The 23,671-nt window shown below is 63.9% G+C and carries 20 protein-coding genes; 16 read left to right on the top strand and 4 right to left on the bottom strand.

All coding sequences use genetic code 11. The features are described from left to right. Positions 1-22 precede the first annotated feature (22 nt). From topA to rpmG, 6 genes are all read left to right on the top strand, one after another. A complete protein-coding gene (topA, locus tag HV823_RS04740; RefSeq protein ID WP_176948569.1) occupies positions 23-2,710 on the top strand; it encodes a type I DNA topoisomerase in 2,688 nt (895 codons plus the stop codon). Beyond that, positions 2,707-5,061: a ribonuclease R gene (gene rnr, locus HV823_RS04735; RefSeq protein ID WP_176948568.1), complete on the top strand. Its 2,355-nt coding sequence runs from the start codon at positions 2,707-2,709 to the stop codon at positions 5,059-5,061. Before topA ends, rnr begins: the two co-directional genes overlap by 4 nt. Positions 5,062-5,095: 34 nt before the next feature. Beyond that, positions 5,096-5,554 carry a DUF983 domain-containing protein gene (locus tag HV823_RS04730; RefSeq protein WP_176948567.1) on the top strand — a complete coding sequence of 153 codons (459 nt, stop codon included), beginning with the start codon at positions 5,096-5,098 and terminating at the stop codon, positions 5,552-5,554. Continuing rightward, on the top strand, positions 5,551-6,222 hold the full coding sequence (locus HV823_RS04725) for an NUDIX hydrolase (RefSeq protein ID WP_176948566.1): 672 nt from the start codon (positions 5,551-5,553) through the stop codon (positions 6,220-6,222). The genes HV823_RS04730 and HV823_RS04725 overlap by 4 nt, the downstream gene beginning before the upstream one ends. Positions 6,223-6,282: 60 nt before the next feature. Then, complete coding sequence (locus tag HV823_RS04720) at positions 6,283-7,455, top strand: MFS transporter (protein WP_176948690.1); 1,173 nt, start codon at positions 6,283-6,285, stop codon at positions 7,453-7,455. Between the two features lie 102 nt (positions 7,456-7,557). Next, the gene (rpmG, locus tag HV823_RS04715; RefSeq protein WP_097138867.1) at positions 7,558-7,725 is read left to right on the top strand and encodes a 50S ribosomal protein L33; all 168 of its coding nucleotides are present in this window, start codon (positions 7,558-7,560) and stop codon (positions 7,723-7,725) included. A gap of 835 nt (positions 7,726-8,560) precedes the next feature. On the opposite strand, the gene HV823_RS04710 is transcribed toward rpmG, so the two are convergent. Then, positions 8,561-9,928, bottom strand: a complete 1,368-nt coding sequence (locus HV823_RS04710) for a PleD family two-component system response regulator (protein WP_176948565.1) — start codon at positions 9,926-9,928, stop codon at positions 8,561-8,563. A gap of 16 nt (positions 9,929-9,944) precedes the next feature. Then, positions 9,945-10,316, bottom strand: coding sequence for a response regulator (locus HV823_RS04705; protein WP_176948564.1), 372 nt, complete (start codon positions 10,314-10,316; stop codon positions 9,945-9,947). Positions 10,317-10,457: 141 nt separating this feature from the next. Here HV823_RS04705 and HV823_RS04700 point away from each other — a divergent pair, with 141 nt between their 5' ends. From HV823_RS04700 to HV823_RS04685, 4 genes are all read left to right on the top strand, one after another. After that, positions 10,458-10,754: a DUF3572 domain-containing protein gene (locus tag HV823_RS04700; protein ID WP_176948563.1), complete on the top strand. Its 297-nt coding sequence runs from the start codon at positions 10,458-10,460 to the stop codon at positions 10,752-10,754. Next, positions 10,754-11,413: a hypothetical protein gene (locus HV823_RS04695; RefSeq protein ID WP_246300894.1), complete on the top strand. Its 660-nt coding sequence runs from the start codon at positions 10,754-10,756 to the stop codon at positions 11,411-11,413. The genes HV823_RS04700 and HV823_RS04695 overlap by 1 nt, the downstream gene beginning before the upstream one ends. Positions 11,414-11,538: 125 nt before the next feature. Next, the gene (locus HV823_RS04690; RefSeq protein ID WP_176948688.1) at positions 11,539-12,825 is read left to right on the top strand and encodes a DNA polymerase IV; all 1,287 of its coding nucleotides are present in this window, start codon (positions 11,539-11,541) and stop codon (positions 12,823-12,825) included. Positions 12,826-13,057: 232 nt separating this feature from the next. Beyond that, on the top strand, positions 13,058-13,291 hold the full coding sequence (locus tag HV823_RS04685; protein WP_176948562.1) for a hypothetical protein: 234 nt from the start codon (positions 13,058-13,060) through the stop codon (positions 13,289-13,291). A gap of 121 nt (positions 13,292-13,412) precedes the next feature. On the opposite strand, the gene HV823_RS04680 is transcribed toward HV823_RS04685, so the two are convergent. Then, positions 13,413-14,132: a helix-turn-helix transcriptional regulator gene (locus HV823_RS04680; protein WP_176948561.1), complete on the bottom strand. Its 720-nt coding sequence runs from the start codon at positions 14,130-14,132 to the stop codon at positions 13,413-13,415. 100 nt (positions 14,133-14,232) lie between these two features. On the opposite strand from HV823_RS04680, the gene HV823_RS04675 reads away from it, so the two are divergent. The 6 genes from HV823_RS04675 (at position 14,233) to HV823_RS04650 (ending at position 20,902) form a co-directional block, all read left to right on the top strand. Next, positions 14,233-14,976: a glutathione S-transferase family protein gene (locus HV823_RS04675; RefSeq protein WP_176948560.1), complete on the top strand. Its 744-nt coding sequence runs from the start codon at positions 14,233-14,235 to the stop codon at positions 14,974-14,976. Positions 14,977-15,097: 121 nt separating this feature from the next. Next, entirely contained in the window at positions 15,098-16,393 is a 1,296-nt protein-coding gene (locus HV823_RS04670; RefSeq protein ID WP_176948687.1) for a L,D-transpeptidase family protein, read from the top strand. Positions 16,394-16,517: 124 nt separating this feature from the next. Next, positions 16,518-17,504 carry an aldo/keto reductase gene (locus tag HV823_RS04665; RefSeq protein WP_176948559.1) on the top strand — a complete coding sequence of 329 codons (987 nt, stop codon included), beginning with the start codon at positions 16,518-16,520 and terminating at the stop codon, positions 17,502-17,504. 235 nt (positions 17,505-17,739) lie between these two features. Continuing rightward, positions 17,740-18,516 (top strand): ABC transporter substrate-binding protein, encoded by a 777-nt coding sequence (locus HV823_RS04660; RefSeq protein WP_176948558.1) that lies wholly within the window; start codon positions 17,740-17,742, stop codon positions 18,514-18,516. Positions 18,517-18,715: 199 nt separating this feature from the next. After that, positions 18,716-19,660 (top strand): LysR family transcriptional regulator, encoded by a 945-nt coding sequence (locus HV823_RS04655; protein WP_176948557.1) that lies wholly within the window; start codon positions 18,716-18,718, stop codon positions 19,658-19,660. Positions 19,661-19,777: 117 nt separating this feature from the next. Then, entirely contained in the window at positions 19,778-20,902 is a 1,125-nt protein-coding gene (locus tag HV823_RS04650; RefSeq protein ID WP_176948556.1) for an NAD(P)/FAD-dependent oxidoreductase, read from the top strand. Positions 20,903-21,074: 172 nt separating this feature from the next. Here HV823_RS04650 and secD read toward each other — a convergent pair whose 3' ends face one another. Next, positions 21,075-23,618 carry a protein translocase subunit SecD gene (gene secD, locus HV823_RS04645; RefSeq protein ID WP_176948555.1) on the bottom strand — a complete coding sequence of 848 codons (2,544 nt, stop codon included), beginning with the start codon at positions 23,616-23,618 and terminating at the stop codon, positions 21,075-21,077. Positions 23,619-23,671 lie beyond the last annotated feature (53 nt).

The raw sequence follows: 23,671 nt of genomic DNA, 5'->3' as shown, positions 1-23,671 counted from the left end.
GCCCCCGGCACAGAGAACGACGATGAATGTTGTAGTGGTGGAATCGCCTGCCAAGGCCAAGACGATCAACAAGTATCTGGGTTCAGGCTACAAGGTCCTTGCCTCTTTCGGACACGTTCGCGACCTTCCGGCCAAGGATGGATCGGTGCTTCCCGACCAGGATTTCGAGATGTCCTGGGAGGTCGACAGCGCATCGGCGAAGCGGATGAAGGAGATCGCCGACGCTGTGAAATCCTCCGACGGCCTGATTCTGGCGACCGACCCTGATCGCGAAGGCGAAGCGATTTCCTGGCACGTGCTGGACCTTTTGAAGAGGAAGCGCGTGCTCGGCGACAAGCCGGTCAAGCGCGTGGTCTTCAACGCCATCACCAAGGCTGCCGTGCTCGATGCGATGAAGGCGCCGCGCGATATCGACATCGCACTGGTCGATGCCTATCTCGCCCGTCGCGCACTCGATTATCTCGTGGGCTTCAACCTTTCGCCGGTGCTCTGGCGCAAGCTGCCGGGCGCGCGTTCGGCCGGCCGCGTGCAGTCGGTTGCCCTCAGGCTCGTCTGCGATCGTGAATCCGAGATCGAGCGTTTCGTCTCCGAGGAATACTGGAACCTCTCCGCCCTGCTGAAGACGCCGCGCGGCGACGAATTCGAAGCCAAGCTCGTGTCTGCCGACGGGAAACGCTTGCAGGCTCGTTCCGTCGGCAACGGCGAGGAGGCAAACCGCCTGAAGGACCTGCTCGAGGGCGCGAGCTACCGGGTGGAAAGCGTCGAGGCCAAGCCCACGAAGCGCAATCCGGCCCCGCCGTTCACCACGTCCACGCTGCAGCAGGCCGCCTCCTCCAAGCTCGGCTTCTCGGCATCGCGCACCATGCAGGTGGCGCAGCGGCTCTACGAAGGCATCGATATCGGCGGCGAGACCGTCGGCCTGATCACCTATATGCGTACCGACGGCGTGCAGATGGCGCCGGAGGCGATCGATGCCGCGCGTCGGGCGATCGGCAACCAGTTCGGCGATCGCTATGTGCCGGAGAAGGCCCGTTTCTACTCCACCAAAGCCAAGAACGCCCAGGAAGCGCACGAGGCGATCCGCCCGACCGACTTCAACCGCGTACCCGATCATGTCCGTCGCGCGCTGGATCCCGACCAGGCCAGGCTCTACGACCTGATCTGGAAGCGCGCCATCGCAAGCCAGATGGCGTCGGCGGAGATCGAGCGCACCACCGTCGAGATCGACGCGGACAACGCTGGCAAGCATGCCGGCCTGCGCGCGACCGGCTCGGTCATCCGCTTCGACGGCTTCATCGCCGCCTATACCGACCAGAAGGAGGACGGCGAGCAGTCCGACGATGGCGACGAGGATGGCCGGCTGCCGGAGATCAATGCGCGCGAAAACCTCGCCAAGCAGAAGATCAACGCGACCCAGCATTTCACCGAACCGCCGCCGCGTTACTCCGAAGCCTCGCTGATCAAGAAGATGGAAGAGCTCGGCATCGGCCGGCCGTCCACCTACGCCGCGACGCTGAAGACGCTCGAGGACCGCGAATACATCATCATCGACAAGCGCAAGCTGATCCCCGAAGCCAAGGGCCGACTGGTGACGGCCTTCCTCGAGAGCTTCTTCACCCGCTACGTCGAATACGACTTCACGGCTTCGCTCGAGGAAAAACTCGACCAGATCTCGGCCGGCGAGCTCAACTGGAAGGACGTGCTGCGCGACTTCTGGCGCGACTTCATCGCCCAGATCGACGACACGAAAGAACTGCGCGTCACCAATGTACTGGATGCGCTGAACGAGATCCTGGCGCCGCTCGCCTTCCCCAAGCGCGAGGACGGCGGTGACCCGCGCGCCTGCCCCTCCTGCGGCACCGGCAAGCTGTCGCTGAAGCTCGGCCGCGGCAGCGGCGCCTTCATCGGCTGCTCGAACTATCCGGATTGCCGCTATACCCGCCCCTTCGGTGCGGAGGCCGCCAATGGCGAGGGCCAGGCATCGAACGAACCGCAGGCGCTCGGCAAGGATCCGCATACCGGCGAGGAAATCACGCTGCGTTCGGGCCGCTTCGGCCCCTATGTGCAGCGCGGCGACGGCAAGGAAGCCAAGCGCTCCAGCCTGCCGAAGGGCTGGACGCCCGACAGCATCGACCATGAGAAGGCGCTGGCGCTTTTGTCCTTGCCGCGCGACATCGGCGCACATCCGGAAACGGGCAAGATGATCTCCTCCGGGCTTGGCCGCTACGGGCCGTTCGTGCTGCACGACGGCACCTATGCCAACGTAGAAAGCATCGAGGACGTGTTTTCGATCGGCCTCAACCGCGCCGTCTCCGTGCTCGCCGACAAGCAGAGCAAGGGTGGCGGACGGGCTCGCGGCGGCACGCCGGCGGCGCTGAAAACGCTCGGCGACCATCCGGACGGCGGCGCTATCACCGTTCGCGATGGCCGCTATGGTCCCTACGTCAACTGGGGCAAGATCAATGCGACGCTGCCGAAGGGCAAGGACGCCCAGGCCGTAACGCTCGAAGAAGCCCTGGTCCTGATCGCAGAGAAGGCCGGCAAGGGCGGCGGCACGAAGGCCAAGGCTAAGGCGAAGACTGCGAAGTCCGCCGCGACCAAGGCGGACGGCGAAAAAGCCACCAAGGCCAAGACGACGAAAAAGGCCGCCCCCAAGGCGAAAGCCGCAGCGAAGACCAAGAAGGCAAGCGCCAAGAAGGTAGACGAATGACGCATGATCCCCGCGACCGGTCGAGGCAGAACAAACGGCCCGGCCGCGCGGGCCGCGACCTGCCGCCGGGCGCCGAGATCCCGCTGATCCACGGCGAGATACCGCCGCGCGAGGTGCTGTTGCGCTTCATCGCCGACCACCCGGACAAGGCCTCCAAGCGCGAAATTTCCAAGGAGTTCGGGCTGAAGGGTGAAAAGCGGGTCGAACTGAAGCAGATCCTCAAGAGCTTCGAGGAAGAGGGCCTCCTGGAAAAGCGGCGCAAGTCGCTCGTGCGTCCCGGCGCCCTGCCCCCGGTCGCCGTCCTCGACATCACCACCCGCGACGTCACGGGCGATCTCATTGGCCGGCCGGCGGAGTGGCTTGACGACCTTGGCGTCGCGCCGGCGGTGACGATCCGCCAGCCGAGCATCGGCAAATCGGCCGGCAAGGCTCCGGTCGCGGGTCTCGGCGACCGGGTTCTGGCGAAAATCTTCCCGGCCAAGGACCGCGGCGGGCCGGCCTATACCGCCCGCGTCATCAAGATCCTCGACAAGCGCAAGAATGCCGGCATGGGCGTGTTCCGCACCGCTGCGGACGGCGGCGGCCGGATCATGCCGATCGACAAGCGCGGCGAGGAACTTTCCGTCGACAGCGATTTCATGGCAGGAGCAAAGGACGGCGACCTCGTCGAGATCGACGTGGTGCGCATCGGCCGCTATGGCCTGCCGCGTGCGCAGGTAAAGGCGGTGATCGGCTCGGTCGCCTCGGAGAAGGCGATCTCCATGATCGCGATCCATGCGCACGGCATTCCCTACATCTTCCCCGAAGGCGTGCTGAAGGAAGCCGCGGCCGCCGGCCCGGCGACGATGGCGCACCGCGAGGACTGGCGCGCGCTGCCGCTGATCACGATCGACCCGGCCGACGCCAAGGACCACGACGACGCCGTCTATGCCGAAGCGGACAGCGCGCCGGAAAATCCCGGCGGCGTCATCGTCACGGTCGCGATCGCCGACGTCAGCTACTACGTCCGCCCCGGCTCCGCGCTGGACCGGGAGGCGCTGAAGCGTGGCAACTCGGTCTACTTCCCCGACCGCGTCGTGCCGATGCTGCCCGAACGGATCTCCAACGACCTGTGCTCGCTGAAGGAAGGCGTCGATCGGCCGGCTCTTGCCGTGCGCATGGTGTTTTCCAAGGAGGGTCGAAAGGTCGGCCATACCTTCCATCGCATCATGATGAAGAGTGCGGCCAAGCTTTCCTACCAGCAGGCGCAGGCTGCAATCGACGGCGCGCTAGACGACAAGACCGGACCGATTCTCGAGACCATCCTCAAGCCACTGTGGCACGCCTATCGTATCCTCACCGTGGGCCGCGACCGGCGCCAGCCGCTCGAGCTCGACATGCCCGAGCGCAAGATCTTGCTGAAGGAGGACGGCACGGTGGACCGCGTCGTCGTGCCCCCTCGCCTCGACGCACACAAGCTGATCGAGGAAATGATGATCCAGGCGAACGTCGCTGCGGCCGAGACGCTGGAAAAGCGGCAGCAGTCGCTGATCTACCGCGTCCATGACGCGCCGTCGCTCGCCAAGCAGGAAACGCTGCGCGAATTCCTCGCAACCCTCGATATTTCGCTGGTCCGCGGCGGCAACATGCGTTCGAACCATTTCAACGGTATCCTGAAGAAGGCCGAGGACAAGCCGTTCCAGCAGATGGTCAACGAGATGGTGCTGCGCTCGCAGAGCCAGGCGATCTACAGCCCCGAGAACATCGGCCACTTCGGCCTCAACCTGCTGAAGTACGCCCATTTCACCTCGCCGATCCGCCGCTATGCGGACCTGATCGTGCATCGCGCGCTCGTGGCCTCGCTGAAGCTCGGTGAAGGCGGCATTACCATGGATGAGGAGGCCGCACTCGACGACATCGCTGCCGAAATCTCCACCTTCGAGCGCCGCGCCATGGCGGCCGAGCGCGACACGGTCGACCGCCTGATCGCCCATCATCTTGCCGGCCGGATCGGCGAAGAGTTCGAGGGCCGCGTGTCGGGCGTCACCAAGGCGGGGCTTTTTGTCACTCTTCCCGCCTATGGCGCCGACGGCTTCGTGCCTATATCTACGCTCGGTCGCGATTATTACATCTACGACGAGGCGCATCAGGCGCTTTCCGGCGAGAAGACCGGATTGGGCTATCGTCTCGGCGACGAGGTCGTGGTCAGGCTGGCGGAGGCGGTGCCGCTTGCTGGCGCGCTACGCTTCGAGATGTTGAGCGAAGGGCGCAAGATGCCGACGGGCGTGCGCTCGTTCCACAAGGCCAACCGCCGCGATCGCAGCGGGTCACGGCGGCAACCGGGCACGCGCCCGCCGCGAGGCAGGCGCTAGTCCGGGCATAGGCTAGGGCAGCAAGGATACGAACATGCAGGCGACCTTTCGACAGACCGCATCGGGCTCCGGCCAAAGTCGCGCAGAGGAACGCCCGCTGGGCCGCGCAATCCGCCGCGGCATGCTGAACCGCTGTCCGGCCTGCGGCGAAGGTCGCCTGTTCCGGAGCTTCCTCAAGCCTGTCGATGCCTGCACCGTCTGCGGCGAAGAGATGCTCCATCACCGTGCCGACGACCTGCCTCCCTATCTCGTCATCACCATCGTCGGCCATTTCGTGCTCGCCGGCTACATGGCGACGGATCTCCTGCTTCCCTTCAGCACGTGGATGCATCTGGCCATCTGGGTGCCCGTGACAATCATCAGCGCAATCTTCCTGATGCAGCCCGTCAAGGGCGGGGTGATCGGCCTGCAGTGGGCCTTGCGGATGCATGGTTTCGGGGGACATGCCGATACGCCGGCCGACGACCTCCCCTCCCGCGAAGCCAACGAATGACCGCCGCTCCCCTGCTCCGGCCGGTGGATGCCGCCTCGGTCGTCCTGATCGACCGCTCGGAGGGGCGATTTCGCGTTCTTGTCGGCAGGCGCAGTAGCCGGCACGTCTTCATGCCCGACGTCTACGTGTTCCCCGGCGGACGGCGCGACCGCGGTGATTCGCGTATGCCCGTCCTCTCCTGCCTGCACGAAGCCACGAGCGCACGCCTGTCGATCCGAACACATGCCCGCATGCGCGAGGCGACGTTGCAGGGCCTTGGCGTTGCGGCCCTACGCGAACTGCACGAGGAGGCCGGGCTTGTGGTCGGAAGGCGCACAGGTAGCGACGAACGCCTTGGCACGCCCTTTCTGCCGGATCTGTCACATCTTCGTTTCTTTGCGCGCGCTATAACGCCCCCTGGACCGCCGCGCCGCTTCGACGCCCGCTTTTTTGCCCTTTTTACCGACGATGCAGGCGTCGATCCTGCCAGTGCGCAGGATAGCCCCGAGCTTTTCGACCTGCATTGGGTCGACATCTTTGAGGAACTGAAGATCGAGATGCCAGCGATAACCGTCACGGTTCTTGAGGAACTGAAGAATTCCCTGCAAAGAGACCCGACACTGCCGTTCGGGGATCAGGCTGCGCTCTTCATGCACCGCCGGGGCCGGTTCGTCCGAGATACGCTTTAGGATATCGCGCGCATGTCAGATCCCCAAACGGATCCCAAGCCGGGCTCCAAGCCAGGCTCGATGCCGTCCAGCCCTGCGCCAGTCGACAGCATCCACTGGCGCTCGCTCGTGGCGGCGATGGCGGCGATCGGCGCGGTCGGTATCGCGATCGGCCTGGGCCTGCCGCTCCTCAGCATCATCATGGAAAAGCGCGGCATCTCGTCCACGCTGATCGGGCTGAATTCCGCGATGGCGGGCATCGCCGCGATGCTGAGCGCCCCGTTCACCACCAAGCTTGCCCATCGCTTCGGCACCTCGAACATCATGGTCGCCGCGATCGTCCTGGCTGCCGCAAGTTCGCTCGGATTCTACTACGTCGAGAATTTCCTTCTTTGGTTTCCCCTGCGAATCGTTTTCCACGGGGCGACCACGATGCTGTTCATCCTGTCGGAATTCTGGATCAACGCCGCGGCACCACCGCGTCGGCGCGGTCTGGTGCTCGGCATCTACGCGACCGTCCTCGCGCTCGGCTTCGCAAACGGCCCGCTCCTCTTCTCGCTTTTGGGCAGCGACGGCCCCCTGCCTTTCGCCGTCGGCGCCCTGATCATTCTGGTCGCTGCAGTACCGATCCTGTTTGCACGGCGGGAAAGCCCGACGATCGACGAGAAGCCGGAACTGCATTTCATGCGCTACGTCTTCCTTGTGCCGACCGCCACGGCCGCCGTCTTCGTCTTCGGCGCGGTGGAAGTCGGCGGTCTGTCGCTCTTTCCGATCTACGCCACGCGCACGGGCTTTACCGAATCGCAGGCCGCATTGCTGCTGACGGTCATGGGCGTCGGCAATTTCCTGTTCCAGATTCCGCTCGGCATGCTGTCCGACCATATGAAGGATCGCCGCAGGCTGCTTTCGATCATGGCCTGCGTCGGGCTTCTGGGTGCGGCCTCCCTGCCGCTTCTGTCCGAAAACTGGCTGCTGATGGCCATCGTGCTGCTCTTCTGGGGCGGCTGCGTCTCCGGCCTCTACACCGTGGGACTCAGTCATCTCGGCTCGCGCCTGACCGGAGCCGACCTCGCGGCAGCCAACGCCGCGTTCGTGTTCAGCTATGCGGTCGGCACGGTTGCCGGCCCGCAGGTGATCGGCGCGGCGATGGATATCGCCGGTCTGGACGGATTTGCATGGGCAATCGTGTTCTTCTTTGGCCTCTATGTGGCGCTTTCCCTGGCGCGCATGGTGTACCGGCCAAAACGGACTTGACTTTTCGGGCGCGATTTGTAGTTTCGCGCCACATTTGAAGTTCCAATGCCGTGGAACCGGACAGGTCGTCCACGGCTTCGTTTTTGTAAAGGCAGGACGACCATGGCCAAGGCTACCACCATCAAGATCAAGCTGCTGTCGACGGCCGACACCGGCTTCTTCTACGTCACGACGAAGAACAGCCGTACGATGACGGAAAAGATGACCAAGACGAAGTACGACCCGGTCGCGCGCAAGCACGTCGAGTTCAAGGAAACCAAGATCAAGTAATCCTGGTTGCTTCGGCACATTTCAAAGGCGCGTCGCTCTTGCGGCGCGCCTTTTTCGTTGCCCGCCCTGAAGGGAGCCGATCAGTGTATCGGATGATGAAACAGCTCGCCTGAAACCAAAACGCCGCCCCCTTTCGGAAGCGGCGTTAAATTGGGGGCCGACTGGGGATGACGACGGCACGAGGATTCCGTTTATGTCTTCACCAGCCGGCCGACCCCACGACCCAGGAGATGCGGCGGACCTAGCATCATGGGGTAACCCGGCGGGAGCTTTACGCTCGCCATTGATGAGAGGATTGCGCGGAATTGGAAAAAAATCAATGAAATCTTGATCGCCGCAGGCACCCGGCCCGCAGAGTTGGTTAATCCGTTTGCCTAGGCCATTGGGAATCAGGCGAAGAAAACGTTATTTAACGCAACAAAATTTCGCGGCGAAATCAACAACCCCCAAGTGCAATCCGCCTGCCATAAATATCCTGACGCAACGTAAGCCCCCTTCACGTACGGCGCCGAACACATTGAATACATTAGCAAACGCAAACAGTAATATAAATCGCAAAAAGTAGCCGTTGTGACACTTTTTTGACGAAGGCGGCGATCGTGCGGCGACGCTCCAATTTCCTGTTGAGCGGTTCGAAAAAAATTGATGCCGTGTCAGCTTTCGCTATTTAGCATCAGCTAAAATCTGTGGATAAGTGACGGAGGAAGGCAGGTGTGTTGCTTTCGCCACGCTTTTCGGCCGTTGCCGGAAGCACGCGTGACCACCGCCGATGAGCCAGTTTGGGACGGATCGAAGGTAAGGTGGAGCTTTTGTAGAACGATCGGGCTGCCTGCGATCACGCGGCGGCGGCCACGACCCGGTTCCGCCCGCCGCGCTTGGCCTCATAGAGCGCATTGTCGGCGCGCTTCAGCAGCGCCTCCGGACTGTCGCCCTGCGGCGATAGCGACGCGATACCCATCGATGCCGTTACCTGCAAGGGTACGGTGACATCGCCCAGGCGAAACGGTACCTGCTCGATCGCCATGCGCAGTCGCTCGGCCACGCCGGCTGCCGTTTCGGGCGGGGTATCCGGCATCACGAGCACGAATTCCTCGCCGCCGTAGCGGCAGGCAAGATCGGCGCCGCGCACGGCCGAACGCAGCCTGCTGGCGAATTCGCGCAACACCGCATCGCCGATATCGTGGCCATAGGTATCGTTGATCAGCTTGAACCGGTCGATATCGGTCATGCAGACCGACATCGACCTCCCCCGGGCGACGGAGCGGTCGATCAACAGCTTGAGGTGGCTGTCGAGGTAACGTCGATTGTGAAGCCCGGTCAGACCGTCGGTCACGGCAAGCTCGATCGACTGCTTGACGCTGGAGCGCAGGCGGTCGTTGTAGCGCTTGCGGCGGATCTGGGTGAGGCTGCGGGCCAGAAGCTCGTTGGGGTCGATCGGGCGGACGAGGTAGTCCGTCACGCCGAGGTCGAGTGCGCGGACGATCATGTCGTCATGGCCCTGCTCGGCGATCAGAAGGATCGGCAGATAGCGGGTGCGCTCAAGCGAACGCAGTTGCGAGCAGAGACGAAGCGGATCGTATTCGGCAAAATTCGCGTTGACGATCACCAGTTCGAACGGCTTCTCCGCGGCCTCGAAGAGCGCTGCCTGGGGATCCGACATGCAGGTGACGTCAGCGACGGGCTTCAGGGCGCGGACGATGCGTTCCTGCGAGCTGCCGCGCCCGTCCACCAACAGGATCGAGCCGGGTTCGTCCCCGAGTGCCCCGCCGAGCGAGGGGTCCATGCCGAGCGCTTCGGCGGCGGCGGCGCGCACGCGAAGCTCATCCGTGAGGGTCTTCAGCCGCACGAGGCTCTTGACGCGCGACATCAGCTGGAGGTCGTTGACGGGCTTAGTCAGGAAATCGTCCGCTCCGGCCTTCAGCCCCCGCACCCGGTCCGAAGGCTGGTCGAGCGCTGTGACCATCACCACGGGGATATGCGCCGTGCGCGGATTTTCCTTCAGCCGCTCGCAGACCTCGAAGCCGTCGATCCCCGGCATCATCACGTCGAGCAGGATGAGATCCACCTGTGTGCGCTCGCAGATCGCCAGCGCGTCGAAACCGTTTGCCGCCGTCAGCACGTCGAAATATTCCGCCAGGAGCCGCGCTTCCAGCAGCTTCACGTTTGCAGGAATATCATCGACGACGAGAATGCGTGCTGTCATGGGTGCGGATCCGGCCTCATGCGTCGCCCAGATAGGTCTTGATGGTCTCGATGAACTTCGGCACCGAGATCGGCTTGGAGACATAGGCCTCGCATCCCCCCTGGCGGATGCGCTCCTCGTCGCCCTTCATCGCGAATGCGGTAACGGCGATCACGGGGATGACATGAAGTTCGTCGTCCTCCTTCAGCCACTTCGTGACCTCGAGGCCCGACACTTCCGGCAGCTGGATGTCCATCAGGATCAGATCGGGGCGATAGCGGCGGGCAAGCTCAAGCGCCTCCATCCCGTTCCGGGTCTGGATGGTGCTGTAGCCGGAGGCCTCGATGAGGTCCCGGAAGAGCTTCATGTTCAGCTCGTTGTCCTCGACTATCATCACCTGTTTCGGCATCAGACGTCCTTGCCCCTCACTCCAGCTTTGCAACGCCCCTCGAGACATATAAGTTGCGACAATGCCGTATTCGCCCAGCGCGATCCCTGCGATAGTAGCGGCATTTGGTTGACTAAAAGGTAACTTTTCCGGGAAACTTCCATGCAAAGCCAAAAAGATACAACGGTTAACGACGCCGAATCGACGGCCGTGTCCGTTCTTGCCTGGCTGGCTGGCGAGCCCGAACATTTCTCGCGCTTCCTGTCGCTCACCGGCATGGCGCCGGCCGATCTGCGCGCGGCTGCGGGAAATCGCAGTTTTCTCGCCGGGCTCGTCGAATTCCTCATGGGCCACGAGCCGACGCTGATGGCCTTCTGCGCGGCGACGGAAACGAAGCCGGAAACGGTGGTGCGCGCCCATGCCATGCTCACGGGCGGTGCAAATGCAGGCGGCTGGTGATGAACGCGCCCGATTTCATGCCCCTTGAAAAGCTCCGCCTGGCGGACCGGCCGCTCATCGTCTGCGATGTCGACGAGGTCGTTCTGGAATATCTGACGCCCTTTACCGCCTTCCTGCGTTCGCGCGACCACGACCTCTTGCCGCGCTCCTTCCGCCTGCACGGCAATATCGTCGAGCGCGGCACGGGTAGCGTCGCCCTCGATGCCGTCGTCGATGCGCTGCAGGAGGAGTTCTTTGCGGCACAGGAGCATTGGCAAACGCCGGCGGCACTGGCCGTCGAGACGCTGATGGCGCTCGGGCGCGACGCGGACATCGTCTTCCTCACCGCCATGCCGCCGCGCCATGCCGAAGCGCGGCGCCGGTTGCTGCAGCGGATCGGCCTGACGTTCCCGATGGTGGCGACGGAGGCGGCGAAGGGACCCGTTGTCCAGGCCCTGCATGGCGACCGTCCGCTGCCGGTCGCCTTCATCGACGACATCCACTACAACCACCGCTCCGTCGGCGAGAGCGTGCCCGACGCCCTGCTCGTGCGCTTGATGGCGAACCAGGTCTTTCTCGCCATGGCGCCGGACCCGGGCGAACGGGTCCGCTGCGCCACGTGCTGGAACGAGGCTAATCGCCTGATCCGCACGCACTTCCAGGGCGTGCACCACTCCTGATGGGCGCACTGTGCGGGCGGGGAAGCGGAATGCGGCTGTGGCAGGCATGAGCTTCTCTTCTCGACGGGCTTGAGACTCGCAATCTTAGAAGCTAATGTGCAAATGTTCAACGTTTGTTCCGATCGATGCAGGCTGACGAGATACACCATCCGGGATTTTGTCGCGATTGCCTGGTCGGGCAGCCGCCAGCGCAGCGCCGTTGCCGGAAATGCGGCAGCCCCCGGCTGATCTATCACGACGAACTCTATGGCCTGACACTGGCGCATATCGACTGCGACGCCTTCTATGCCTCGATCGAGAAGCGGGACAACCCGGAACTCGCCGACAAGCCGGTGATCATCGGCGGGGGAAAACGCGGCGTCGTTTCCACCGCCTGCTATATCGCCCGCATTCATGGCGTGCGGTCGGCGATGCCCATGTTCAAGGCGCTCGAGGCCTGTCCGCAGGCCGTGGTCGTCAAGCCCGACATGGAAAAATACGTGCGCGTCGGCCGCCAGATCCGGACCATGATGGGGGATCTGACGCCGCTGGTGCAACCCCTTTCCATCGATGAGGCCTTCCTGGAGCTGAAAGGAACCGAACGCCTGCACCATGACCCGCCCGCCCGCGTGCTGGCGCGGTTTGCTCAGCGCGTCGAAAAGGAGGTGGGCATCACCATTTCCGTGGGCCTTTCCTACTGCAAGTTCCTTGCAAAGGTCGCATCCGACCTGCAGAAGCCGCGCGGCTTTTCCGTGATCGGTCAGGCGGAGGCGCTGGAATTCCTGCGGCCTCGCTCGGTGCGGCTGATCTGGGGCGTGGGCAAGGCGTTCGCCGAGACGCTCGAGCGGGACGGCATCCGTGAAATCGGCCAGTTGCAGACGATGGAGGAGACCGAGCTGATGCGCCGCTACGGCGTCATGGGCAAGCGGCTCTACAACCTCTCGCGTGGACAGGACGACCGGGAAGTGCACCTGAACGACGCAGCGAAGAGCGTGTCCTCCGAGACGACGTTTTTCGACGACATCTCCGCCTATGACGACCTCGTCACGCACCTGCGGCGCCTGGCCGAACAGGTGGCAGCGCGGCTGCGCAAGGCCGACATCGCCGGACAGACCGTGGTGCTGAAACTGAAGACGGCGGACTTCAAGAGCCGTACCCGCAATCGCAAGCTGGAAGATCCGACCATGCTGGCCGACCGCATCTTCCGCATCGGCATGGAGCTTCTGAAGAAGGAAGCGGACGGTACCAAGTTCCGTCTCATCGGCATCGGCGTCTCCGACCTCTGCGATCCGCAGCGCGCCGATCCACCCGACCTCGTCGATCCGCTGGCAAGCCGGCGGGCGGCCGCCGAGGCCGCCGTCAACGTTCTGCGCGACAAGTTCGGCAAGAAGAGCGTGGAGACCGGCTACACCTTCGGCAAGGACAGGCGATAGCAACCCAAAGCGCAGTGGCAACATGCGGAACTATGCAAATGCCACCAACCTGAAGCGATGCGGCGCCGGCAGCTTTGGGCCATTGGCGTATGTCGATCCATGTACCGCCTTAGTCGGCGCGGCACGGGTATGCTATGCTGGTCGGGAACGATCGGATCGCGTGAAGATTTGGTGAATGGCCAAGCCGTGAGGCCGTGGACGGATACAATCGCTATCGAGAGGAGAACGTCAAATGAACAGCTTCATCTCCAGCATCGCAGCCTGCACCCTGCTCGTCGCAATTTCCGCTGCAACGCCAATACATGCGGAAGACATGATGAAGTCCGACCTCCTGCCTGCCGAAACCACGAACGCCGACACGATGACGACGGCAGGAACGAAGGCCGATTGCGTGCACAAGGCCGAAATGGAGCAGGACGGCGTGAAGAAGGAAGAGATGCTGAAGGCTTGCGACGCAATGCAGTGAGCCATGCGGTGCCATCACCAGCGCAGCGAGTGCGACAACCACAGCGACGTGCGGGGAATGTCCGCTTTGCGCCAGAATCAGACACTGGTCGCATCTGCTAAATAATTCCGGAAATATGCAGTTACGCCCCCGAGCGGGCCTGCGCTTCCGCCGCGCGGCGGCGCTCGTCCATTTCGGCGAGCCAGCGTTTGCGCAGCACGGGCGGCCGCTCCGGGATAGGCTCTTCCTCGAAGACCGCAGCGCCGATCCGGTCCGTCCTGAAATGACGGAAGCCCTGGCGCAGCTCGCACCAGCCGACGAGAATGCGCGCTGTCTCCAGGAAGCCGAGCGTTATCGGCCAGATGGTGCGGCGGCTGCCGCGGCCCTGCTCGTCGCTGTAGCTGATCGTAATTTTCCGCCCCTCCCGGATCGCCTTTCGCACTGCTGTCAGATCGATGCGGTCCTGCGGCCCGCGGAAATCGGGTCTGGCGCGTGTCACCGGGTCTTCGATATAGCTGCGCAGCCGCGCCGGCACGGTGGCGTTGATCTTCGAGACCAGATCGCGCGCGGCTCTCGAAAGCGTGGGGTCGCCGCGGCTTGCCACCCACTGCGCGCCGAGCACGGCCGCCTCGACCTCGTCTTGGGTCAGCATCAGCGGCGGCATGTCGTAGCCGCCTTCCATGACGTAGCCGACACCGGCTTCACCGCGGATCGGCACCCGCTGGGCCATCAGGTCGGCGATGTCGCGATAGACCGTGCGCACGGAGGTTTCGAGTTCGGCGGCGATTTCGCCTGCCGTCAACGGTCGACGGTGGCGGCGAAATATCTGGATGATCTGGAACAGCCTGTCGGCCCGCCGCATGTCATCCCCCTTCCGAACCCGATCGATGCTGACACCATGTTGTCAGCAGGCTGGCAGTAGTCAAGCCCATCCGACAGGTTCGAAACGCAAGGAGACAATGATGATCACGCTTTATTCCGGCGGCCCGCAATTCGGCCTTCCCGAGGTCAGCCCCTACGTCACCAAGACGGAAGTCCAGCTCAGGATGGCCGGGCTGGCCTACGAGAAGAAACGGGCGATACCGGCGACTTCGCCCAAGGGGCAACTGCCCTACATTCTCGACGACGGTGAACTGATTGCCGACAGCACCTTCATACGGCTGCATCTGGAAAAGAAGTACGGGTTTGACTTCGACGCCGGCCTTTCTGCGCGCGAACGCGCCGAAGCCTGGGCGATCGAGCGCATGATCGAAAACCAGCTCGGCTGGGTTTCGTCCTACTACCGGTTTCTCGTTGCGGAGAATTTCGAGAAGGGCCCCGGCCGCTGGTTCGACCATATGGAGAGCGATCAGCGCGAGACAATGCGCGAATACCTCCGCAGCGAGGTGGCAACGAACATCAAGGCCGTGGGCGTCGGGCGACATGCGCCGGAGGAAATCCTGCTGCTCGGCAAGCGGTCGGTTGCAGCCCTCGCCGCCCTGCTCGGCGGCAACCGCTATCTGATGGGTAATCGCGCGAGCGGTGCGGATGCCATCGCGTTTTCGATGATCGCGGCAATTCGTGCACCGCTCTTCGATACGCCGTTGAAGCGGGTGGTCGAGCAAGACCGCACGCTCTGCAGCTATTGCGATCGGATGATGGCGGAGTTCTATCCGGACCATCCCTGGCCCGGCACGGCTTGCACGCAAGAACTCATCGACGCATGATCCTCGCAAGGTGCTGCCGCCGCTGCAAACGGCGGCGGCGCTTCCTTACTAAAACCTTCTTTACAATCTCCGTTATAAACTCGGCGCTTCCCATGTATTGCGTAAGGACGGGAACATGCTTTTGCGTTTCGCCGCCGGGTTCGGCCTCTTTGCCCTCACCACGACGACCGCACTTGCCGGCGCTATCGAAGGCCCGTTGCAGATCATCGTCTCGCGGGACCTCCAGACGCTGAGGGTCTATGACGGCGATACGGTCGTTGCCAGTTCCAACGTGTCCAGCGGCAAGGAAGGGCATACGACGCCGACCGGCATCTTCTCCATCCTGGAGAAGAAGCGCATGCACCATTCCAATCTCTATGACGACGCGCCCATGCCGTTCATGCAGCGGCTGACCTGGTCCGGCATCGCCCTGCACGCCTCCAACCACGTGCCGGCCTACCCGGCCTCGCATGGCTGCGTACGTATGCCCGACGCATTCGCCAAGACGCTCTACCGCCTGACCCAGCGCGGGGGCCATGTCCTGATCACCGGTGGCGATGCGGCGCCGCGCCGGATCGACCATCCCGGACTGTTTCGGCCGGAAGCGGCACCTGCGGACGAGCGAGAATTCCTCTCCGACGCCTCGCTGCGGCCGACGATCCCCAACGCATCCGAAGGCGCGGTCGAGGTTGCCATGCACATGCCGAAGCAGCCTTCGCCGCAGCCGCTGCTGCAACGGCCGGCAGGCGATCCGATCCGCATCCTGATCACGCGCGCGACGCCGCGCGACGCAATGAAGGACCTGCAGGCCGCACTGAACACGCTCGGTTTCGACGCGGGCATTGCCGATGGCGTGGCCGGCCAGAAGACGTCCGAGGCCATCCGTGCCTTCCAGACGGCGGAAGGGTTGCCGGTGGACGGCAAGGGGAGCACCGCCCTGATGGATACGGTATTGAAGAAGGCGGGGCGGGATGCGCCGTCCAATGGCAGGATCTCGGTGCGCAAGGAGTTCCAGACCATTCTGGAAGCGCCGGTCACGATCAAGGACCCCGCGGCGGAACTGGGAACCCAGTTCCTTCTCGCGCGCACAGCCGAGGGCGGCGACGATATCGAATGGTTTGCCGTCACGCTGGACAACCGGCTTCCCGCCGCGACGCGCAAGCGGCTGGGCATTGCCGAGGAAGGTTCGATTGCACAGCCATCGTCCGATCCCGTCGCAAGCGTTCTCGACCGCATCGAGGTGCCGGACGACATACGCGAGAAGATCGGCGCGATGATCGGCGACGGCGCATCGGTGACGATCGCTGACACGGGCTACGAAAGCGAGACCGGCAAGGGCACGGACTTCATCACCCTGACGCGGCCCGGCCCACCCGGCGCCTACTCCACTTCGAGCGTCCTGCGGAAGAAGGAATCCTCGATCGTCAGGATCGAGTGAGCCTATCCGCTCGTCAGCACTCCTCCAGCGCTGACATAACAGCCTCCTGGCCGCGTTCGTCTTGTCCGCACGGGACGCCGGTGCTACGCCACGGCCAGACATTCGCCATGGGAGAGAACCAGAGATGAGACACCGCCACTTCGGGCGTACCGCCTTCACCACCACCGATATCGGCTTCGGCGCCTGGCAGATTGGCGGTGCCTGGGGCGATGTCAGCGAAGCCGACGGGCGTGCGGCGCTGAACGCAGCGCTCGACGCCGGCATGACCTTCATCGACACTGCCGACGTCTATGGCGACGGCCGTTCGGAAAAGATCATCGCCGACGTGCTGAAGGCGCGCGGCGGCGTACGACCGATGGTCGCGACCAAGGCCGGCCGGCGGCTTTCGCCGCATGTGGCCGACGGCTACAACAAGGCCAACCTCGAAGCCTTCATCGACCGCAGCCTGAAGAACCTCGAAGTCGATTGCCTCGATCTCGTGCAGCTTCATTGCCCGCCGACCGAGGTCCTTTACAGGCCGGAAGTGTTTGCCGGGCTGGAGGAACTGAAGACCGCCGGCAAGATCGCCAACTACGGCGTCAGCGTCGAGAAGGTCGAGGAAGCGCTGAAGGCGATCGAGTATCCCGGCGTCGTCAGCATCCAGATCATCTACAATATCTTCCGGCAGCGTCCCGCCGACCTGTTCTTCAAGGAAGCGCAGAGGCGCAACGTTGCCGTCATCGCGCGCGTGCCGCTGGCAAGCGGCCTTCTGTCCGGCAAGATCACGCGCGACACCACATTCGCGGCCGACGACCACCGCAATTTCAACCGGCACGGCGAATCCTTCGACGTCGGCGAGACCTTTGCGGGTGTGCCGTTCGACGTCGGCCTGCAGGCGGTCGAGGAAATCCGCAAGCTGGTGCCGGCCGGCGTCGGCATGGCGGCGTTCGCGCTGCGCTGGATCCTGATGAACGACGCCGTCAGCGTCGTGATTCCCGGTGCCCGCAACGCCGCGCAGGCGCAGGCCAACGCGAAGGCCGCCGAGCTTGCACCGCTTTCGGCAGACGTGATGGCAGCCACCGCCGAGATCTACGGCCGCCTGATCGCGCCCCACGTGCACCAGCGCTGGTAGGCCGTTCCCCGCGCCTTTGCGGCATCGGCGCCTCGCCCGGTTGCGAGGCGCCGAACCTCGCATTATTCCGTCGACGATGCTCCCCTGAAACGGGAGGGGAATCGTCATGCGCGAACAATATCGCACATCAACCACAATGATATTCGCTATCACGCCTATCTATTTCGTTTATACTGAGTGCAGCGCTAGGCTTCCCATCAGCTTTCTCAGACAGCTCAAGATAAGGGGAACGACCATGAAAAAGAGCATTGCCGCACTGGCGTTTACGGTTGCGGGCCTGCTTGCCGCTTCCGCATCCGCGGAAACCTTGAAGATCGGCACCGAGGGGGCCTACCCGCCCTTCAACTACCAGGAGACCACCGGCAAGCTCGGCGGCTTCGACGTCGAGATCGGCCTTGCCCTGTGCGAGAAGATGAAGGTCGAATGCGAGGTCGTGGCGCAGGACTGGGACGGCATCATTCCGGGATTGCAGGCGAAGAAGTACGACATGATCATCGCTTCGATGTTCATCACCGAGGATCGCAAGAAGCAGGTGTCCTTCACCGACCCCTACTATCTCGCCGCGATGACGCACGCCGCCCCCAAGGGCGCCAACATCACCGATTTCACCAATGAAGGCATGAAGGGCAAGGCGATCGGTGCCCAATCCGGCACGACGCAGGCGGACTATGTCGCCGCCGTTTATCCGGACGCCGACATCAAGCTCTATCCGACCCAGGACGAGGTCAATCTCGACATGGCCAACGGCCGTCTCGACCTGCAGGTGGGCGACATGATCCCGCTTTTGGACTGGGTGACGAAGAACGATGACGGCAAGGCCTGCTGCGAACTGATCGGCGCCCCGATCACCGATCCGAAATTTGTCGGCGAAGGCGTCGGCATTGCCGTCCGCCAGGACGACAATGCGCTGCGCGAGCGCCTGAACCAGGCCCTGAAGGAAATCCGCGCAGACGGCACCTACCAGAAGATCAACGACAAGTACTTCTCGATCGACATCTACACGATGAAGTAAGTTACCCGGTCGTGCTTACAAGCTTGCTCGGCGGCGGGACCACGTGCCTTGCCGCCGGCGCGCGAGCCCCTGCAGATCGCGGCGACCTTCCCGCCAGAAGGTTCGCGCGAGATGCAGGCGGCCTGCCGGCCGCCAAAGCCGCCAATAGCGCTGCAGCCAGCACCTTGCCTTCTCCGCAGAAGCCGTCATAGCTGGTGCCATGCCCACCAATCGCCTCGAACGCTTCGCCCACAATCTCGACTGGAACCTGCTGCGCACCTTCGTGGTCGTGGTCGAGGAAGGCAGTATCACCAAGGCGGCGAACCGGCTCCTGCTGCAGCAACCGGCCGTCAGCATGGCACTGAAACGGCTGGAGCAGACCGTCGGCCACAAGCTGATCGACAGGCGGCCGGGGCGGTTCGATCTCACCGAGGCCGGCGCGCGGCTGCATGCGCTTTGCCGCGACATCTTCACCTCAGTCGTCCGACTGCCCGAAGCGATGGAATCGAGCGGCGAAGAGATTTCCGGCCACATTACCATCCACACAGTCAGCCACGCGCTGAACCCGGACTGGGACCGGGCACTGGCAAGCTTCTTCCGCCTTCATCCCCGGGTGACCGCCGGCGTCAAGGTCGAGACGACCTCCGACGTGATCCGTTCGGTCGAACGCGGCGTCGCAACGCTGGGCATCTCCGACGGCATCATCCCGGCAGGGCTCGATTGCGCCCCGTTCTGCATCGAGACCTATGCGCTCTACTGCGGCCGCGGCCACCGGCTGTTCGGTGCCGAAGGTATCCGCATCGAGGAACTGCGCGGCGAACCCTATGTCAGTTTCATTTCCGACGTGCTGGGTGGTCCGCACATGGGGCCGGTCACGGCGGTCCGTGCGATCGGCTCGTTCGGCCAGCAGGTGCGCGCCATCGCATTCAACGTCGAGGAAGTCCTTCGGCTGGTCATCGCGGATGCCGGTATCGGCATGCTGCCCGTGCATCTTGCCGCGATGTCGGCGGCCTCCGGCGACCTCTGGCAACTGCCGCCCTATGACAGCCTGCCGCAGACCGAAACTTTTCGCATCACCAATCCGGGTGCTGCCCTCAACCCCGCCGAACGCGCCTTCCTCGCACACATGGCAGACGTCCCGCTCTGGCAGCATCCGAGCGCATAAACCGCATTTATAGTCGCCTTCATGACTATAAATTTGAGCGACGGTGCCGTCTCCCCTACAAGATGCCGGCAACGCGGCCTGCCAAGCACGGCCGGATAGCGGACGGGGCAGACGAACATGCAGCACTACGACGTGGCCATTGTCGGTGGCGGAATTGCAGGATTGTCGCTTGCCTATTTCCTGGCGCCGCACCGCTCGATCGTCGTGCTGGAGCGCGAAAGCGCACATGGCTATCACAGCACAGGGCGTTCGGCCGCCGAGTTCACCCTGCGCGACAACGCGCCCGCCGTGAACGCGCTGGCCCGAATCAGCCACGCCTTCATGTCGGATCCGCCTGCGGAATTTGCCGCAGTCCCGCTGCTGACCCGGCGGGGCAGCCTCTGGATCGGAGAGGCCGGCAAGGCGACGGCCGTCGAAAACGCACGGCAAAAGGCGCAGGCGAGCGGGGCCGCCGTGGTCGCGCTCACCGTCGAAGAGGCAATCGCGCGCGCGCCTTTCCTCGATCCAGCCTATGTGGCGGCTGCCTATTTCGATCCGGACTACTGGGATATCGACGTCGACGCCCTGCTGCAGGGCTATGCGCGCGGCGCGCGGCGATCGGGAGCGGAGTTCCTGACCGGATCGGAACTCGTCCATGCCCGCCATGAAGACGGCCGCTGGCAGATCGAAACCACAGCGGGTCATCTGTCGGCAGGACTGCTGGTGAATGCCGGCGGCGGCTGGGCGGACGCGGTCGCGCAAATCTGCGGTGTGGCACCCGCCGGCATCGTCCCCCACCGGCGCACCGCGATTACCGTCGGCCTGCCGGATGGCATCGAAGCCTCGACGTTGCCGGAGATCAACGAGATCGACGAGACCTACTATTTCAAGCCGGATGCCGGACGCCTGCTCGCATCACCGGCGGACGAGACGCCCTGCGAGCCGGCCGACGTGCAGCCCGAAGAGATCGACATCGCCTATGCGGCGCACTACCTGCAGGAAGCGACGACGCTGACCATCGGCCGGATCGCCAGCAGTTGGGCGGGCATGCGCAGCTTCTCCGCCGACCGGCTGCCGGTGATCGGTCCGGCAAACGACAATCCCGCCTTTTTCTGGCTTGCCGGACAGGGCGGATACGGCATCCTGACCTCGCCTGCCCTCGGACGGCTTGCAGCCCATCTGCTGACCGGCATTCCGCTGCCGCCGGACTTTGCCCGCGAGGGCGTCGAGCCCGCCGCGTTTTCTCCCGCGCGCTTCGGCTGAGGCCGGACCGGCCACGGCAACGGGGAACGCCCTTCCCTCCCCGCGCGGCGTCATCCCCGCCTCGTGCCGGCGCCGCCGGCTTTTCCATGTGCCTTCGAGGCAGCGCTCAGCGTTCCAGCAGGTCGATCAGCTACGGCAGTAAAGCGAAAGGGGCGCCGTAGCGCCCCTTTCCTCATTTCTGTTCGATGACCTGGCCTTCCGGCGAAGCCGTCGGCAGGCGGCTGCCTTCGCGGTCCGTCCACCAGCGCGACAGGAACAGCAGGATCGGGCCGCCGATGTAGATCGACGAGGACGTGGCGACGATGACGCCGAAGACCATCGGCCAGGCGAACGGCTTGACCGTGTCCCCGCCCCAGATCGCCATCGGCAGCAGGGCCGCGGCCACCGCAACCGAGGTGAAGATGCATCGCATGATCACCTGGTTGATCGACAGGTCGATCAGCTCGGCAAACGGCATCGACTTGTACTTGCGCAGGTTCTCGCGCATGCGGTCGTAGACCACCACCTTGTCGTTGACCGAGTAACCGATCATCGTCAGCACGGCTGCGATGGCCGTCAGGTTGAAGTCGATCTGCATCAGCGCGAAGAAGCCGATCATCTTGGTGACGTCGAGGATCAGCGTCGCGATGGCGCCGACGGCGAAGTGCCATTCGAAACGCCACCAGATGTAGATCAGGATCGCCAGCATGCCGAGACCTACGGCGATGAAGCCGGAACGGGCGAGCTCGGTGCTGACGGTCGGGCCGACAACTTCGGTGCGCTCGAAGCTCGCGTCAGGAATGACCTCGAGCACGCCCTTCTGCATCTGCTCGAGCGCTGCCGTCTGCGCCTCTTCGCCGCCGGGCTGGCGCTGGACGCGAATGAGGACCGAGGTCCCCTGGCCGAATTCCTGCAGCGCGACCTCGCCGAGGTTCAGCCCTTCCATCTTCTCGCGCAGGGGCGCCAGCTCGATCGGCGTCTTGGACGTCGCCTCGACCTGGATACCGCCGATGAAGTCGATGCCGTAGTTGAGGCCCGGCTTGAGGAACAGGATGACCGAACTGATCGAAAGGAAGGCCGAGACGGCGATGGCGATGTAGCGCCGCCGCATGTAGGAGAAGTTCGGAATGCCCCACACCGCACCGAAGATCGAATGGATCTCGATCTTCTTCATCTTGCGGCGAATGACGACCTCACGCATCAGCAGTCGAACGACGGTGATGGAGGTGAACATGGAAATCGCCAGGCCGAGGATCATGGTGATCGCGAAGCCGCGCACCGGGCCGCTGCCGAACATGAACAGCAGGATCATGCCGACCATCGTCGTCATGTTGCCGTCGACGATGGTCGCGTAGGCCTTGTTGAAGCCGACATCGAGCGCCTTCATCGCACCGGAACCGGTGGCCGTTTCCTCGCGGATACGGGCGTTGATCAGGATGTTGGCATCCACCGCCATGCCGATGCCGAGGATGATGCCGGCGATGCCGGGCAGGGTCAGCGTCGAGCCGAGCAGGCCGAGAAAACCGATTGTCATGACCGTGTGCAGGACCAGACCGACGACGGCGATCAGGCCCCAGGCGCTATAGAGGCCGACCATCATGACGACGACGAGAGCGAGACCGGCAAGACCGGTGTAGAGGCCCATGCGGATCGAGTCGCTGCCGAGGTTCGGGCCTACGGTACGCTCCTCGATGATCGTCAGCGGCGCGGGCAGAGCGCCCGAACGCAGCAGCGCGGAGAGAACGGTGGCTTCCTGCGGGGTGAAGTTCCCGCTGATCTGTCCCTGGCCGCCGAGGATCGGCTCACGGATCACAGGCGCAGTCAGCACCTTGCCGTCAAGGACGATCGCAAAGGGACGGCCGACATTGGCCTTGGTGATTTCGCCGAACTGGCGCGCACCGGTCGAATCAAAGGTGAAGGAGACGATCGGCTCGTTGGTGCGCTGGTCGAAGCCGGCCTTGGCATCGGCAAGCCGGTCGCCGGAAATGGCGACGCGGTCCTCGATTGCATATTTGTTGCCGTCGTTGGCACCCGGCAGGATCGTCACGCCGCGCGGCGCTACCCCGTTGGGATCGACCGACGAATCCAGCATATGGAAGCTCATCTGTGCGGTGGAGCCGAGAAGCTGGCGCAACCGGGTAGGATCCTGCAGGCCGGGAAGCTGGACGAGGATGCGGTCGCTGCCGACGCGCTGGATCAGCGGCTCGGCCACGCCCACCTGGTCGACGCGGCGCCGGATGATCTCGAGGCTCTGGTCCACGGCCGCCGTCATCCGGTCGTTGAGGCCCGCCTCGGTGAGCTTGACGGTGATCGTCGTGCCGGACGTCTGGACGTCGATGTCGGACGTTCCGCCACCGAAGCCAAGCGTCCCCGTGGGGGCGGCGAGCTTGCGCACTTCGGGCAGGACCTTGTCGAAGGCCGCCTGGTCGGTAAGCGTGATGACCAGCGCGTCGCCGTTCAGGCGCGCCGCGGAGGCACGTTCGCCGGCGGTGCGCAAGATGCCGCGAACATCGTTCAGCAGCACGTCCATGCGCGCCTTCGTCAGCGCCGCCGAATCCACTTCCAGAACGAGGTGCGAGCCGCCCTTCAGGTCGAGGCCGAGGGTAACGGGCTTTGCCGGCAGGTATCCGCCGAAACGCTCAAGCTGCGATGGCGTCAGGATATTGGGTACGGCGGTCAGGACGCCGAAAAGGATGATGGCAATATAGGCCAGGAGGGCCCATTTGGATGTGCGCATGGAATAATCCGCTTCATGTGCGATGGAGCGCCGAGCCCTTGGCCGTTCCGCTC

It is taken from the genome of Mycoplana rhizolycopersici, from assembly GCF_013378445.1.
GTDB classification, from domain to species: Bacteria; Pseudomonadota; Alphaproteobacteria; order Rhizobiales; family Rhizobiaceae; genus Mycoplana; species Mycoplana rhizolycopersici.
The sequence above is the reverse complement of the archived record's forward strand: the minus strand, read 5'-3'. Positions and strand labels throughout refer to the sequence as shown.

What these genes read in the sequence shown, in the direction of transcription:
- HV823_RS04695 (WP_246300894.1), top strand. Translation starts at nt 10,754, where the DNA reads ATGAACGCGCCCGATTTCATGCCCCTTGAAAAGCTCCGCCTGGCGGAC.
- HV823_RS04665 (WP_176948559.1), top strand. Translation starts at nt 16,518, where the DNA reads ATGAGACACCGCCACTTCGGGCGTACCGCCTTCACCACCACCGATATC.
- HV823_RS04685 (WP_176948562.1), top strand. Translation starts at nt 13,058, where the DNA reads ATGAACAGCTTCATCTCCAGCATCGCAGCCTGCACCCTGCTCGTCGCA.
- rpmG (WP_097138867.1), top strand. Translation starts at nt 7,558, where the DNA reads ATGGCCAAGGCTACCACCATCAAGATCAAGCTGCTGTCGACGGCCGAC.
- HV823_RS04655 (WP_176948557.1), top strand. Translation starts at nt 18,716, where the DNA reads ATGCCCACCAATCGCCTCGAACGCTTCGCCCACAATCTCGACTGGAAC.
- topA (WP_176948569.1), top strand. Translation starts at nt 23, where the DNA reads ATGAATGTTGTAGTGGTGGAATCGCCTGCCAAGGCCAAGACGATCAAC.
- HV823_RS04660 (WP_176948558.1), top strand. Translation starts at nt 17,740, where the DNA reads ATGAAAAAGAGCATTGCCGCACTGGCGTTTACGGTTGCGGGCCTGCTT.
- HV823_RS04710 (WP_176948565.1), bottom strand. Translation starts at nt 9,928, where the DNA reads ATGACAGCACGCATTCTCGTCGTCGATGATATTCCTGCAAACGTGAAG.
- HV823_RS04725 (WP_176948566.1), top strand. Translation starts at nt 5,551, where the DNA reads ATGACCGCCGCTCCCCTGCTCCGGCCGGTGGATGCCGCCTCGGTCGTC.
- secD (WP_176948555.1), bottom strand. Translation starts at nt 23,618, where the DNA reads ATGCGCACATCCAAATGGGCCCTCCTGGCCTATATTGCCATCATCCTT.
- HV823_RS04650 (WP_176948556.1), top strand. Translation starts at nt 19,778, where the DNA reads ATGCAGCACTACGACGTGGCCATTGTCGGTGGCGGAATTGCAGGATTG.
- HV823_RS04730 (WP_176948567.1), top strand. Translation starts at nt 5,096, where the DNA reads ATGCAGGCGACCTTTCGACAGACCGCATCGGGCTCCGGCCAAAGTCGC.
- HV823_RS04705 (WP_176948564.1), bottom strand. Translation starts at nt 10,316, where the DNA reads ATGCCGAAACAGGTGATGATAGTCGAGGACAACGAGCTGAACATGAAG.
- rnr (WP_176948568.1), top strand. Translation starts at nt 2,707, where the DNA reads ATGACGCATGATCCCCGCGACCGGTCGAGGCAGAACAAACGGCCCGGC.
- HV823_RS04675 (WP_176948560.1), top strand. Translation starts at nt 14,233, where the DNA reads ATGATCACGCTTTATTCCGGCGGCCCGCAATTCGGCCTTCCCGAGGTC.
- HV823_RS04700 (WP_176948563.1), top strand. Translation starts at nt 10,458, where the DNA reads ATGCAAAGCCAAAAAGATACAACGGTTAACGACGCCGAATCGACGGCC.
- HV823_RS04680 (WP_176948561.1), bottom strand. Translation starts at nt 14,132, where the DNA reads ATGCGGCGGGCCGACAGGCTGTTCCAGATCATCCAGATATTTCGCCGC.
- HV823_RS04720 (WP_176948690.1), top strand. Translation starts at nt 6,283, where the DNA reads ATGCCGTCCAGCCCTGCGCCAGTCGACAGCATCCACTGGCGCTCGCTC.
- HV823_RS04690 (WP_176948688.1), top strand. Translation starts at nt 11,539, where the DNA reads ATGCAGGCTGACGAGATACACCATCCGGGATTTTGTCGCGATTGCCTG.